Genomic DNA, 15,011 nt, shown 5'->3' with positions numbered 1-15,011 from the left:
CTTCATTTAAAAAACAGCCGTGCACAGACACTGCCGAGGAAACACCGTGACGGACACCCACCGCTCGCCTTCGCCCGCAACGGCGCAGGACGCCGCCCGTGCAATGGATCAGGCACTCGACTGGCTCATTGTGCTCGGCAGCCCGGACGAGGAACAGACCCGGCAGTTCCATGCCTGGCTGGCGGCCGCTCCGTTGAATGCCGAGGCGTTCGCCAAGGCGCAGGCAGTCTGGGACGGGCCGCAAGTCGCCCAGTGCGCGCAAAGCCTCGCGACCAAACCGGCGAAAGTCACCGTCCTCAAGCGGTTGCGTCCGCACTGGAAACCGTTGGCCACCGCTGCGGTGCTGATTCTGGGCCTGTTCAGTTTCAGCAATCTGCCGATGCGCATTCAGGCCGATCACCTGACCGTGGTCGGCGAACGTCAGCGCCTGCAACTGGAGGATGGCTCCAAGGTGCTGCTCAACACGAACTCGGCATTCTCCAGCACCATCAATGAGCGCCAGCGCGTGGCGCGGCTGTATCAGGGCGAAGCGTTTTTCGAGGTGGCCAGCAACCGTGGTCAACCGCTGGAAATCGATGCCGGCCCGGTGCAGGCCAGCGTGCGCGACACCGCGTTCGCCGTGCGCTATCTGGACGGCGTTGCGCAGGTCAATGTGCAGCGCGGCGATGTCGATCTGCGCGCCACGCACAACGACGCGCGGGTGCGCTTGTCCGCCGGGGAAAGCATCCGTATCGGGCCCAACGGTTTCGATCGCCCGGCCAAGCTCGATGCTGCGACTGATCTGGCCTGGGTCCAGGGCCGCCTGGTGTTCGAGAACTGCCCGTTGAATCAGGTGCTGGCCGAACTGCGCCGCTACTACCCGGGCTGGATCATCAACACCAACGAGCAGTTGGCCGACGTCAACGTCACCGGCAATTACCGCCTCGACCAGCCGCTGGACGTGGTGCGTTCCCTCGCCCACATCACCTCGGCGCGCCTGCAGGAATTCCCCGCGCTGGTGATCCTGAACTAAATGAGAATTATTTTTACTCGATAGCCAAAGCCCGTTCGTCTCGTTATAGCCAATGCAATTGATTCGCATCTTCGGAGGCGGATCAGCACCTATAAAGATTCGTGCGACACGGAGCGCTATCGATGTCCTCTCGCCTTACCCGCCAGACTGCTTCCCCTTCCCGCGTATTGTCGCTGCTGACGGCCGCCATCCTCATGGCCGGCACCGCACCGCTGATGGCTGCCACCGAACAACCGGCGCGCAACATGGGTGATTATTCGTTCTCCATCGGCCAGCAACCGCTGGTGTCGGCGCTCAATGCCTTCACCAGTGTGACCGGCTGGCAGGTCGGCTTGCCGGCAGAACTGGGTCAAGGCGTGTCGTCGCCGGGTGTGCGCGGTTCGCTGCCGCCGGAAAAAGCCCTGGAGCGCCTGTTGGTGGGGACCAACCTGAGCTTCCGCAAGCTGAGCAACAACAACGTGGTGCTGGAGAAGCGCAGCTCCAGCGGCGCACTCAATCTGGATCAGGTGACCATCAGCGCCACCCGCCAGGAACAGTCGGTCAATAGCGTTCCGGCCACCGTCACTGTGCAGACCCGCCAGGATCTGGATCGCAACAACGTCAACACCATCAAGGATCTCGTGCGTTACGAGCCGGGCGTGTCCGTCGGCGGCGCCGGCCAGCGTGGCGGTATCAGCGGCTACAACATTCGCGGCATCGACGGCGACCGCATCCTGACGCAGGTCGACGGCGTCGAAGTGCCGGACGGTTTCTTCAACGGCCCGTACGCCAAGACCCAGCGCAATTACGTCGACCCGGAAATCGTCAAACGCGTGGAAATCCTCCGTGGCCCGGCCTCGGTGCTGTACGGCAGCAACGCCATCGGCGGCGCCGTCAGCTACTACACCCTCGACCCGGACGACATCATCAAGCCCGGCAAAGATGTCGGCGCTCGCTTCAAAACCGGTTACAGCTCCGCCGATGAGAGCTGGCTGAAATCCGCCACGGTTGCCGGGCGTGCCGAGCAGTTCGACGGCTTGCTGCACTTCAGCCAGCGCGACGGTCACGAAACCGACTCCTACGGCAGCAACAACGGCACTGGCCTGGCGCGCACCGCTGCCAACCCGGAAGACGTCAAGGCCACCAACGTCCTGGCGAAGATCGGCTGGAACTACAACGACGATTCGCGTCTGGGCCTGACCTACGAGAAGTACAAGGACGATCGCGACACTGATCAGAAAAGTGCCTACGGCGGCCCGTACTTCAACGGTGCCCCGACCATCCCCAACAGCGTGCTGCCCGGCGGCATGTACCAGTGGCGCACCGGCAACGACACCATCACCCGCGAGCGTTTCGGCCTCGAGCACAGCTTCGCCCTCGACAGCCTGCTGGCCGACAACGTGAAGTGGAGCCTCAATCACCAGATCGCCAAAACCGATCAGAGCACCGAAGAGTTCTACTATCCGATGACCCGTAAAGTGCTGCGCACCCGCGACACGGTCTACGAGGAAAAACAGTGGGTATTCGATGCGCAACTGGACAAGGCCTTCGCCATCGGTGACACCGATCACGTGCTGACCTACGGCACCACAATCAAGCAGCAGAAAGTCACCGGCTCACGCAGCGGCGACGGCAAGTGCCTGGCAGTCGGCCGTGGCTGCACCGCCATCGGCGCCACCAGCGCGGCGGATGTGCTGAAAAAATCCAGCGACTTCCCGGATCCGACCATCAACACCTACAGCCTGTTCGCCCAGGATCAGATCAGTTGGAACAAGTGGACCTTCCTGCCGGGCCTGCGCTACGACCACACCCAGCTCAAGCCGCACATCACTCAGGAATTCCTCAACACCGTGGCCGCCGATGGCAACGGCACGGTCAGCGACGCGAACAAGAGCTGGCACAAAGTCTCGCCCAAATTCGGCCTGACCTATGCCCTGACCGATAACTACACCTGGTACGGCCAGTACGCCGAAGGTTTCCGCACACCGACCGCGAAAGCGTTGTACGGGCGCTTCGAAAACAGCACCACCGGCTACAACGTGGCGCCCAACCCGAACCTGGAACCGGAAAAAAGCAAAAGCTATGAAACCGGTCTGCGCGGCAACTTCGAACAAGGCTCGTTCGACGTGGCGGTGTTCTACAACAAGTACCGCGATTTCATCAACGAAGACGCGGTCACTCCCGGTTACGACGAGCTGACCTTCCAGTCGAGCAACATCAAGCACGCGACCATCAAGGGCGCCGAAGTCAAAGGTCGCCTGAACCTCGATGCGTTCGGCGCGCCGCAGGGCCTCTACACCCAAGGCTCGATCGCTTACGCCTACGGTCGCAACAACGACAACGGCGAGCCGCTCAACAGCGTCAATCCGCTGACCGGCGTATTCGGTCTGGGTTACGACCAGGACAACTACGGCGGCCTGCTGAGCTGGACCGTGGTGAAGAAAAAGGATCGCGTCGACGACAGCAACTTCAAGTCGCCGGATGGCGTCAGCAGCCAGTTCAAGACCCCGGGCTTCGGCATTCTCGATCTGGCCGGCTATTACAAAGTCACCGACGACGTCACCGTCAGCGGCGGCATCTACAACCTGACCGACAAGAAGTACTGGCTGTGGGATGACGTGCGCGGTTACGACAGCGTCGGCGAAGCTTCGGTGACACAACCGGCCAACCTCGATCGCCTGACCCAGCCGGGCCGCAACTTCGCGATCAATCTGGTCTGGGACATCTGAACCGCACGGCCCTGCGACGCGCATTGATCAGCGCGTCGCGGGGCTTTTTTTACGGTTTGGCAGCTGCCCGTTCGTCTCGTTATCAAGCGCCTCTTTTATCAAGGACACCCCCATGACCACTTCGGAAAAAGCCCTGCGTTCACAACGCCTGAACCAGATCACCCACGAGCCGCACAGCAAGCTCGACGCCTTGGTCAAGGCCCACGCGCCGTTCGAGACCCGCGCCAACTTCGCGCGTTTCGTAGTCGCGCAGTACCTGTTCCAGTCGGAACTGGTCGATCTCTATAACAATGCCGAACTGACTGCCATCGTCCCGGATCTGCCGGCCCGTTGCCGCGCCGAAGCCGCGAAGGCAGATTTGGCGGATCTGGAAACTGAAGTGCCGGCGCCTGTGGCTGGCGCGGTGAAAAACCCAAGCAAGGCCCGTGCACTGGGCTGGATCTTTGTCTCCGAAGGTTCGAAGCTCGGCGCAGCGTTCCTGATCAAACGCGCGGTGGCGCTGGAGCTGAGCGAAACTTTCGGCGCCCGCCACCTGGGTGAGCCGGAAGGCGGCCGTGCCGAAGGCTGGAAAAGCTTCGTGCGCACCCTCGATTCCCTGCCGTTCACCGCCGAAGAGGAAGCCGAAGTCGAGCAAGGCGCAATCGACGCGTTCAACCGCTTCACCGTGCTGCTGGAACAGGCTTACGCCACCGAAGCCGAACCGGCCTGATACACAGCAAATTCCCCTTGTAGGAGTGAGCCTGCTCGCGATGGCGGTGTATCAGTCGACATTAATGTTGAATGACCGGATGCCATCGCGAGCAGGCTCACTCCTACAGGGGAACGGTGTAAGCCTGTAAGATTCCCGTCCCGCTTCAAAAGCAACCGCTGAGCCCATGCCGCAACCCGCCACCTCAAAACTCGCCCGTCTGTTGTTCGGCCTGCTGGCCTATGTCAGCCTCGGCATTGGCCTGATCGCCATCGTCGTGCCCGGCCTGCCGACCACCGAGTTCATCCTGCTCGCCGCCTGGGCCGCGACTCGCAGCTCGCCGCGCCTGAGCGCCTGGCTGGAAAACCATCGGCTGTTCGGGCCGATCCTGAGCAACTGGCGCAACGGCAAGATCATCGCGCGCAAAGCCAAGGTCAGCGCCACGATCAGCATGCTGCTGTGCGCGACGTTGATGCTGGTAATGCTCGATCACGGCTGGCCGGTGTATCTGGCGATTGCCGGGATGAGTCTGGGCAATCTGTGGATCTGGTCGCGCCCGGAAACCATGCCCTCCTCCTGACTCACAGATCCCCCTGTGGCGAGGGAGCTTGCTCCCGCTGGAGTGCGAAGCGCTCCCCTGCATTTCTTCTGATTCACCGTGTTTACCGGGTTTGCGACGGCTTCGCCGCCGAGCGGGAGCAAGCTCCCTCGCCACAACAGCCTCATCACCTCTCCGTCATTCATCAGGCTGAAACTTCCCTGTAATTAATCGCCTTTTCAGCACATTCCCCTGCGCAAACGTTTAGCGCTGACCGTTCGTCGGCAAGCGGCTCATGCCCTCTCGCTGCGCGCCGATGAGCAATGCATGGCGCTGAATGGATTTGGCGAACCGGGTAGTTCATCCCGTGGCCACCTGCTCATTCATTCACGAGATCGCCCCATGTTCGACTCTCTCTCCATTCGCCTGAAAATCGTCCTGCTCTCCGGCCTGTGCCTGCTGGGGGTGGTTGCGCTGATCGTCGGCATGAACATTTACCAGACCAACCAGAACGACGAACTGGTCAGTAACTCCAGCAACCAGTTGCTCACTGCCAGTGTGCAGAACCTGTTGCAAGCCAAGGCGGCCGAACAAGCAGTGCGGGTGCAGAAGACCTTTGGCGAAAGCCTCACGGTGATCACCGCGCTGGCCGATCAGATCAAGGACATGCGCGCACTGGCCGCCAAGCGTTCGCTGGACGCCGGTGCCCTGCGTGAAGAGTTGAACCAGAGCCTGAAAACCGCATTCCAGCGTAACGACAAGGTGCTCGGCATCTGGCTCGCCTTCGAACCCAACGGCCTCGACGGCAAGGACAGCGAATTCGTCAACGATGCCGCGCGTCAGTCCAACGAAGCCGGGCGTTTTGCGAGCTACTGGAGCCGCGCTGCCGGCTCGGCGCTGAACACGATCATGGTCGAAGAAGACATGACCAAGACCACCCTCAGCGTCAGCGGCACGCCGTACAACAGCTGGTACACCTGCCCTCGTGACAACAAGCGTACTTGCCTGCTCGACCCGTATGCCGACACCGTGGGCGGCAAGGAAATGTTGATGACCACCATTTCCGTGCCGTTGATCGTCGACGGCAAGGCCATCGGCGTGGTCGGTGTCGACATCGCCCTCGATGCCCTGCAAGCGGCGGCGGTGGAGTCCCAACGCAACCTGTTCAACAACGCCGGGCACATGCTGATCGTCTCCGGCAGCGGCGTGCTCGCTGCCGACAGTTCCGATGCGACCAAGGTCGGTAAAAAGATCAGCGATACCCTCGGCGCCGACGGCAAGGACCTGCTGCAACTGGTCAGCAGCGGCACGCCGAAGATTCTTGAACAGGGCGAGCTGATTCGCGCGGTGTACCCGGTGGATCCGATTGGCAACTCGCGGGCCTGGGGCGTGGTCATCGACCTGCCGAAACAGGTGCTGCTGGCCGACTCGGTCAAGCTGCAAGCGGTACTCGACGATGCGCAGGAAACCGGCGTGATCACGGCGCTGGCGGTGGCTGTCGTCGCCGGGCTGATTGGCTTGTTGCTGATCTGGCTGACGGCTTCCGGCGTCACACGCCCGATCAACAGCGTCGCCGAGATGCTGAAAAACATCGCCAGCGGTGAAGGCGATCTGACCCAGCGCCTGAACTACAGCAAGAAGGATGAACTGGGCGAACTGGTGAACTGGTTCAACCGCTTCCTCGACAAGCTGCAACCGACCATCGCCCAGATCAAACAGAGCATCACTGAAGCGCGTGGCACTGCTGATCAGTCATCGGAAATCGCCCGCCAGACCAGCGAAGGCATGCAGGTGCAGTTCCGCGAGATCGATCAGGTCGCCACCGCCTCCAACGAAATGAGCGCCACCGCCCACGACGTCGCCAACAGCGCGTCGAACGCGGCCAACGCCGCCAAGGGTGCCGATCAGTCGGCCAGGGACGGCATGTCGATCATCGAGCGCAGCACCCGCGACATCAATCAACTGGCCGATGAAGTCAGCAAAGCGGTGACCGAAGTCGAAGCGCTGGCGGTCAACAGCGAGCAGATCGGTTCGGTGCTGGAAGTGATCCGCAGCATCGCAGAACAGACCAACCTGCTGGCGCTTAACGCCGCCATCGAAGCCGCCCGCGCCGGGGAAAGCGGTCGTGGTTTTGCGGTGGTGGCCGACGAGGTGCGCAACCTCGCCAAGCGCACTCAGGATTCGGTGGAAGAAATCCGCATCGTCATCGAGCGCATCCAGACCGGCACCCGTGGCGTGGTCGCGACCATGCATTCGAGCCAGACCCAGGCGCACAACAACGCCGGGCAGATCCGTCAGGCCGTGGACGCACTGGGCAAGATCAGCGATGCGGTGACGGTGATCAGCGACATGAACCTGCAGATCGCCAGCGCCGCCGAACAGCAGAGCGCTGTGGCCGAAGAGGTCAACCGCAACGTCTCGGCGATTCGCACCGTGACTGAAACCCTGACCGAGCAGGCCACCGAGTCGGCGGCGATCAGCAGCCAGCTCAATGCCCTGGCGAGCCAGCAGATGAAGCTGATGGATCAGTTCCGCGTCTGAAAATCACCACAGTCCCTTTGTGGGAGCGGGCTTGCTCGCGAAGGCGGTATGTCAGCGACATTTGAAGTGACTGACACTCCGCATTCGCGAGCAAGCCCGCTCCCACAGGGTTGAGTGTTCGGCGTTCGGTTTTTTCATCTGGCCCGAGATTTTTTTGCACTATCATCGCCCTCTCTCCCGGAGGGCCTTCGATGACTGATTTACTCACGTNCCCCCCCCCCCCCCCCCCCCGCTCCCACAGGGTTGAGTGTTCGGCGTTCGGTTTTTTCATCTGGCCCGAGATTTTTTTGCACTATCATCGCCCTCTCTCCCGGAGGGCCTTCGATGACTGATTTACTCACGTCCATTCAAGCCGCACTCGGCTTGCCCCACACGCCGATTCCGTTCACCGCCAGTGGCGCCCTGCCCTCGGCGTTCGCCGTCAGCGACCTGGCCTGCGCCAGCATCGGCGCTGCCGGTCAGGCCGTCAGCGAACTGCTCCGGCAACAGACCGGGCACTTGCCCGCCGTGGAAGTCGATCGACGTCTGGCCTCGTTCTGGTTCGCCACCTCGTTACGCCCGATCGGCTGGGAAGTCCCGCCGCTGTGGGATCCGGTCGCCGGCGACTACGCAACCAAGGACGGCTGGATCCGCCTGCACACCAACGCCCCACATCACCGTGCTGCGGCTGAAAGCGTGCTCGGTACCTGCGCCGACCGCGCTGCAATGGCGGCGAAAGTCGCGCAATGGCGCAGCGCCGATCTGGAGCAAGCGGTGGTCGAGGCCAAGGGCTGCGCCGCCGAAATGCGCAGTTGGGCGCAGTGGCAACAGCATCCGCAGGGCCAGGCGGTGAACGCCGAACCGCTGGTGCACTTCATCGATTCGCAGGATGAAAAGGCCAACGCGTGGCAAGGCTCCGTGGAGCAACCGCTGGCCGGGCTCAAGGTGCTCGACCTGACCCGCGTGCTCGCCGGCCCCACCGCCAGCCGTTTTCTCGCGGGTCTCGGCGCCAACGTGCTGCGCATCGATCCGTCGAGCTGGAACGAGCCGGGCGTGGTGCCGGAAGTCACCCTGGGCAAACGCTGCGCACGGCTGAATCTGCAGCAACCGGGCGATCGTGCAGTGTTCGAAAACCTGTTGAAGGACGCCGATATCCTCATACATGGCTACCGTGCCGATGCCCTGGAACACCTCGGTTTCGGCGCCGAACGCCGCCGACAACTGGCGCCGGGGCTGATCGACGTCAGTCTCAATGCCTACGGCTGGAGCGGCCCGTGGCGCAACCGGCGGGGTTTCGACAGCCTGGTGCAGATGAGCAGCGGCATCGCCGAGGCCGGACAGCGCTGGAAACAGGCTGACAAACCGACGCCGCTGCCGGTGCAGGGGCTGGATCACGCGACCGGGTATCTGATGGCGGCGAGTGCGATCACATTGCTCACTGAACGTTTGCGCAGCGGTCGCGGCGGTTCTGCACGCTTGTCACTGGCGCGCACCGCCAAACTGTTGATCGAACATGGGCCTGGGACGAGCGAAGCGTTGCGCGTCGAGGCTAAACAGGATCAGAACTCACGGGTGGAGCAGACACCGTGGGGGCCGGCGCACCGGTTGCTGGCACCGGTGACGATCAGCGGGACGCCGCTGCAGTGGGCGTTGCCGGCTTCTGAATTGGGTTCGCATCGCGCGCAGTGGTGATGATCATTCGGGCCCCTTCGCGAGCAAGCCCGCTCCCACAGGGGGAATGCATTTCAAATGTGGGAGCGGGCTTGCTCGCGAAGAGGCCCGCACTGACACCACCGATGCACAATCAATCCACCTACAGCGACAACACCCCACTGTACAAACCATACGCCGCCAGCCCCGCGCCGATCAGCACACAGGCAAAAATACCTTTCTCGACAGGGGTGAACAGCGGCTCGCCCTGCTCATGCTTGGCCTTGGCGAACAGGACCACCCCCGGCGCATACAGCAGCGCCGACAGCAGCAGGTATTTCACCCCGCCGGCATACAACAACCACACCGCATAACACAGAGCAATCCCGCCAATCAGCAGATCCTTGGTACGTTCGGCCGAGGCATGTTCGTAGGTTTCGCCACGTCCGCTGAGCAGCACCGCGTACGCCGCCGACCACAGGTACGGCACCAGAATCATCGACGAGGCGAGGTAGATCAGGCTGGTGTAGGTGCCGGCGGAAAACAGCGTGATCAGCAGAAAAATCTGGATCATCACGTTGGTCAGCCACAGCGCATTGACCGGCACATGGTTGGCGTTTTCCTTTTTCAGAAACGCCGGCATGGTTTTGTCCCGGGCCGTGGCGAAGAGGATTTCCGCGCACAGCAGCGCCCATGACAGCAATGCGCCAAGCAGCGACACCGCCAGACCGAGGCTGATCAACAATGCGCCCCACGGCCCGACGATGTGTTCCAGCACCGCCGCCAGCGACGGGTTCTGCAAAGTCGCGAGTTCGGGCTGGCTCATGATCCCCAGCGACAGCACGTTGACCAGCACCAGCAGCGCCAGCACACCGAGGAAGCCGATCACCGTGGCGCGCCCGACGTCGCTGCGTTTCTCCGCCCGCGCCGAATACACGCTGGCGCCCTCGATGCCGATGAACACGAACACCGTGACCAGCATCATGTTGCGCACCTGATCCATCACCCCGCCGAAGCTCGGGTTGCTGCGGCCCCAGATGTCGCGGGTGAAAATGTCGGCCTTGAACGCCACGGCGGCAATCACGATGAACATGATCAGCGGCACGATCTTGGCGACCGTGGTCACCTGATTGATGAACGCCGCCTCCTTGATCCCGCGCATCACCAGAAAATGCACGGCCCACAACAGCACCGACGCGCAGCCGATGGCGATTGGCGTGTTGCCCTGGCCGAACACCGGGAAGAAGTAACCGAGGGTGCTGAACAGCAACACGAAATAACCGACGTTGCCCAGCCACGCGCTGATCCAGTAGCCCCAGGCGGACGAGAAACCCATGTAGTCGCCAAACCCGGCCTTGGCGTAGGCATAGACCCCCGAGTCCAGCTCGGGCTTGCGGTTGGCCAGGGTCTGGAACACGAACGCCAGGGTTAGCATGCCGATGGCGGTGATCCCCCAGCCGATCAGGATTGCCCCGGCATCGGCGCGGGCCGCCATGTTCTGCGGCAGGGAAAAAATCCCCCCGCCAATCATCGAACCCACCACCAGGGCGATCAACGCACCCAGTCGCAGCTTTTGCGTCGGTTGCGACATTCCTGTCTCCCTTCATTCATTTGTAACAACTATTAACTAAACGCCTAATACCAGACGACGTTTATCAGGTAATACCGAGAAACACTCGTTTATATAGCGACTGACGCTAACGCCTAGCACGCTAAGACAGTTTTGTGCGCGAATCCTAATAAATCAATTCTGTACTGAAAACAGATGCTGAAAATTTGCCAAAAGCTGAAAAACAACTAGCGTGATAACTCTAAAGTAATAAGACCAATTCCCAACCACATCAGGCAAAAGCCTCTAGGACGGGCTTTTCAGGCGATAGCGTTATGCCTCCAGTTGTTTCATAAGTCATTCATTAACAATGGAATGTGGCCATGCACTGATCTATGTCAGCTGATTGAACAGACAACAGATCTACGCTGTGAACTCTTCTCTCCTGCAATGGAGTCATGCAATGTCTGAAGCTCCCGGAAAACTACGACTCGGTGCACTGGTTGCCTTGGTCGTCGGCTCAATGATCGGTGGCGGGATATTCTCTTTGCCACAAAACATGGCCGCCAGCGCCGACGTCGGCGCGGTATTGATTGGTTGGGCCATCACCGCTGTCGGCATGCTCACCCTCGCTTTTGTCTTTCAAACCCTCGCCAATCGCAAGCCTGACCTGGACGGCGGTGTCTACGCCTACGCCAAGGCCGGATTTGGCGACTACATGGGTTTCTCGTCCGCCTGGGGTTACTGGATCAGTGCCTGGCTGGGCAACGTTGGCTACTTTGTTCTGTTGTTCAGCACCCTCGGGTATTTCTTTCCGATTTTCGGCGAAGGCAACACGGTGGCCGCCGTCATCGGCGCCTCGGTGCTGCTATGGGCCGTGCACTTTCTGGTGCTGCGCGGGATCAAGGAAGCGGCGTTCATCAACCTCGTGACCACCGTTGCCAAGGTCGTGCCGCTGCTGCTGTTCGTGCTGATCGCGATCTTCGCCTTCAAACTGGACATCTTCACCGCTGACATCTGGGGCGTGAAAAACCCGGATCTGGGCAGCGTGATGAACCAGGTGCGCAACATGATGCTGGTTACCGTGTGGGTGTTCATCGGCATCGAGGGCGCGAGCATCTTCTCGGCGCGGGCGGAAAAACGCTCCGACGTCGGCAAGGCTACCGTCATCGGTTTCATCACCGTGCTGCTGTTCCTGGTGCTGGTCAACGTGCTGTCGCTGGGCATCATGACCCAGCCGGAACTGGCCAAACTGCAGAACCCGTCGATGGCCGCCGTGCTTGAGCACGTGGTCGGTCATTGGGGCGCGGTGCTGATCAGCGTCGGCCTGATCATCTCGCTGCTGGGCGCGCTGCTGTCGTGGGTGCTGCTGTGTGCGGAGATCATGTTCGCCGCCGCCAAAGACCACACCATGCCCGAGTTTCTGCGCAAGGAAAACGCCAACCACGTACCGGTCAACGCCCTGTGGCTGACCAACGCGATGGTCCAGCTGTTCCTGATCATCACCCTGTTCTCGGCCAGCACTTATCTGTCGCTGATCTACCTCGCCACCTCAATGATTCTGGTGCCGTACCTGTGGTCGGCGGCCTATGCCCTGCTGCTGGCGGTACGCGGCGAAAGCTACGAAGGCTTCGCGGCCGAACGACGCAAGGATCTGATTATCGGCGGCATCGCGCTGATCTACGCGGTGTGGCTGCTATATGCCGGCGGGGTCAAGTATCTGCTGCTCTCGGCCCTGCTCTACGCACCCGGCGCGATCCTGTTCGCCAAGGCCAAGCTGGAACTCAAACAACCGATTTTCACTAACGTCGAGAAGCTGATTTTCGCCGCAGTGGTCGTGGGTGCCCTGGTGGCTGCCTACGGTCTCTACGACGGCTTCCTGACCTTGTAACCCTTGATTTGTAATCTGGAGGATCACTGCAATGACCACGGAAAAAGTTAAGTACGGCGTCCACTCCGAAGCCGGCAAACTGCGCAAAGTCATGGTTTGCTCCCCAGGTCTGGCCCACCAGCGCCTGACCCCGAACAACTGCGATGAACTGCTGTTCGACGACGTGCTCTGGGTCGCCCAGGCCAAGCGCGACCACTTCGACTTCGTGACCAAGATGCGTGAACGCGGGATCGACGTGCTGGAAATGCACAACCTGCTGACCGACATCGTCGCCATCCCGGAAGCGCTGGACTGGATTCTCGAGCGCAAGGTCACCGCCGACTCGGTGGGCCTGGGCCTGATCAGCGAAGTGAAATCCTGGCTGAAGAGCCTTGAGCCGCGACACATCGCCGAATACCTGATTGGTGGCGTATCCGCCGACGATCTGCCGGACAGCTTCGGTGGCAAGACCATCCAGATGTTCCGCGACTTCCTCGGCCACTCCAGCTTCATCCTGCCGCCGCTGCCGAACACCCAGTTCACCCGCGACACCACCTGCTGGATCTATGGCGGCGTGACGCTGAACCCGATGTACTGGCCGGCGCGACGTCAGGAAACCCTGCTGACCACTGCCATCTACAAATTCCACCCGCAGTTCACGAACGCCGATTTCGAAATCTGGTACGGCGACCCGGACAAGGATCACGGCAGCTCGACCCTCGAGGGCGGCGACGTGATGCCGATCGGCAACGGCGTGGTGTTGATCGGCATGGGCGAACGCTCGTCGCGTCAGGCCATCGGCCAACTGGCGCTGAACCTGTTCAAGAACAAAGCGGTGGAAAAAGTCATCGTCGCCGGCCTGCCGAAGTCCCGCGCCGCGATGCACCTGGACACCGTGTTCAGTTTCTGCGATCGCGACCTGGTGACGATTTTTCCGGAAGTGGTCAACCAGATCGTCGCCTTCACCCTGCGCCCTGACGAAAGCAAACAGGGCGGCATCGACATTCGCCGCGAAGAAGGCAGCTTCCTCGACACCGTGGCCAAAGCCCTCAACCTGCCGAAGCTGCGCGTGGTGGAAACCGGCGGCAACAGCTTCGCCGCCGAACGCGAGCAATGGGACGACGGCAATAACGTGGTGGCCGTGGAACCGGGCGTGGTCATCGGCTACGACCGCAACACCTACACCAACACCCTGCTGCGCAAGGCCGGCGTGGAGGTCATCACCATCAGCGCCGGCGAACTCGGTCGCGGGCGTGGCGGCGGCCACTGTATGACCTGCCCGATCATCCGCGACCCGATCGATTACTAAACCTCTGAGCCTTGGCCGCGACTTACAAAGCGCGGCCAGGGGGATAACCGACACCGAAGGAGATCCATCATGGCTTTTAACATTCACAACCGTAACTTGCTCAGCCTGGAACACCACACCCCACGTGAGCTGCGTTACCTGCTCGACCTGTCCCGCGATCTGAAACGCGCGAAATACACCGGCACCGAACAGCAACACCTGAAGGGCAACAACATCGCCCTGATCTTCGAAAAAACCTCGACCCGCACCCGTTGCGCGTTCGAAGTGGCGGCCTACGACCAAGGCGCCAATGTCACCTACATCGACCCGAACTCGTCGCAGATCGGCCACAAGGAAAGCATGAAAGACACGGCCCGCGTGCTGGGTCGCATGTACGACGCCATCGAATACCGTGGTTTCAAACAGGAAATCGTCGAAGAGCTGGCGAAGTTCGCCGGGGTGCCGGTGTTCAACGGCCTGACCGACGAATATCACCCAACGCAAATGATCGCCGACGTGCTGACCATGCGTGAACACGCCGACAAGCCGATCCACGAAATCAGCTACGCCTACCTCGGCGACGCGCGCAACAACATGGGCAACTCGCTGCTGCTGGTCGGCGCCAAGCTCGGCATGGACGTGCGCATCTGCGCGCCGAAAGCCCTGTGGCCGCACGACGATCTGGTCGATCGCTGCAAGAAATACGCGGAAGAATCCGGCGCGCGCATCACCCTGACCGAAGACCCGAAAGCCGCAGTCAAAGGCGTCGATTTCATCCACACCGACGTCTGGGTGTCGATGGGCGAGCCGGTTGAAGCCTGGGCCGAACGTATCCAGCAACTGCTGCCGTACCAGGTCAACAAAGAGCTGATGAAAGCCACCGGCAACCCGCGCACCAAGTTCATGCACTGCCTGCCGGCGTTCCACAACAGCGATACCAAGGTCGGCAAACAAATTGCCGAACAGTATCCGCACCTGGCCAACGGCATCGAAGTCACCGACGACGTGTTCGAGTCGCCCGCCTGCATCGCCTTCGAGCAAGCGGAAAACCGCATGCACACGATCAAGGCGATCCTGGTCTCGACCCTGGCTGATCTGTAACCGGAATAGCTCCCACTGAAAGAACCGGCTCCAAATGTGGGAGCGGGCTTGCTCGCGAAAGCGGTGTGTCATTCAACAGCCATGTCG

10 protein-coding genes and 1 pseudogene are annotated in these 15,011 nt (G+C 61.3%); 10 read left to right on the top strand and 1 reads right to left on the bottom strand.

Annotation, left to right across the window (positions count from 1 at the left end; genetic code table 11):
• The first annotated feature begins 46 nt into the window (after positions 1–46).
• From VLA07_RS06745 to VLA07_RS06720, 7 genes and pseudogenes are all read left to right on the top strand, one after another.
• Entirely contained in the window at positions 47–1,012 is a 966-nt protein-coding gene (locus VLA07_RS06745) for a FecR family protein (RefSeq protein ID WP_330206656.1), read from the top strand.
• Between the two features lie 122 nt (positions 1,013–1,134).
• The gene (locus VLA07_RS06740; protein ID WP_333988668.1) at positions 1,135–3,720 is read left to right on the top strand and encodes a TonB-dependent receptor; all 2,586 of its coding nucleotides are present in this window, start codon (positions 1,135–1,137) and stop codon (positions 3,718–3,720) included.
• A gap of 112 nt (positions 3,721–3,832) precedes the next feature.
• Complete coding sequence (locus tag VLA07_RS06735) at positions 3,833–4,429, top strand: biliverdin-producing heme oxygenase (protein ID WP_103367431.1); 597 nt, start codon at positions 3,833–3,835, stop codon at positions 4,427–4,429.
• Between the two features lie 166 nt (positions 4,430–4,595).
• Positions 4,596–4,988 carry a YbaN family protein gene (locus VLA07_RS06730; RefSeq protein WP_139054334.1) on the top strand — a complete coding sequence of 131 codons (393 nt, stop codon included), beginning with the start codon at positions 4,596–4,598 and terminating at the stop codon, positions 4,986–4,988.
• 285 nt (positions 4,989–5,273) lie between these two features.
• Positions 5,274–6,629, top strand: a pseudogene (locus VLA07_RS27160) (PDC sensor domain-containing protein); the annotation flags it as partial.
• Positions 6,630–6,731: 102 nt separating this feature from the next.
• Entirely contained in the window at positions 6,732–7,487 is a 756-nt protein-coding gene (locus VLA07_RS27155) for a methyl-accepting chemotaxis protein (protein WP_371260381.1), read from the top strand.
• 324 nt (positions 7,488–7,811) lie between these two features.
• A complete protein-coding gene (locus VLA07_RS06720; RefSeq protein WP_333988664.1) occupies positions 7,812–9,158 on the top strand; it encodes a CoA transferase in 1,347 nt (448 codons plus the stop codon).
• Between the two features lie 121 nt (positions 9,159–9,279).
• On the opposite strand, the gene arcD (VLA07_RS06715) is transcribed toward VLA07_RS06720, so the two are convergent.
• Positions 9,280–10,707: an arginine-ornithine antiporter gene (arcD, locus tag VLA07_RS06715; protein WP_027612550.1), complete on the bottom strand. Its 1,428-nt coding sequence runs from the start codon at positions 10,705–10,707 to the stop codon at positions 9,280–9,282.
• 421 nt (positions 10,708–11,128) lie between these two features.
• On the opposite strand from arcD (VLA07_RS06715), the gene arcD (VLA07_RS06710) reads away from it, so the two are divergent.
• The 3 genes from arcD (VLA07_RS06710) (at position 11,129) to VLA07_RS06700 (ending at position 14,924) form a co-directional block, all read left to right on the top strand.
• Entirely contained in the window at positions 11,129–12,556 is a 1,428-nt protein-coding gene (gene arcD, locus VLA07_RS06710) for an arginine-ornithine antiporter (protein ID WP_097085936.1), read from the top strand.
• A 31-nt stretch (positions 12,557–12,587) separates the two neighbouring features.
• Positions 12,588–13,844, top strand: a complete 1,257-nt coding sequence (gene arcA / locus VLA07_RS06705; RefSeq protein ID WP_150368611.1) for an arginine deiminase — start codon at positions 12,588–12,590, stop codon at positions 13,842–13,844.
• 69 nt (positions 13,845–13,913) lie between these two features.
• A complete protein-coding gene (locus VLA07_RS06700; protein WP_003227481.1) occupies positions 13,914–14,924 on the top strand; it encodes an ornithine carbamoyltransferase in 1,011 nt (336 codons plus the stop codon).
• Positions 14,925–15,011: the final 87 nt, after the last annotated feature.

It is taken from the genome of Pseudomonas sp. S3(2024) (assembly GCF_036861315.1).
GTDB classification, from domain to species: domain Bacteria; phylum Pseudomonadota; class Gammaproteobacteria; order Pseudomonadales; family Pseudomonadaceae; genus Aquipseudomonas; species Aquipseudomonas putida_A.
Note: the sequence above shows the minus strand (reverse complement) of the source record. Positions and strands in the feature narration are given on the sequence as shown.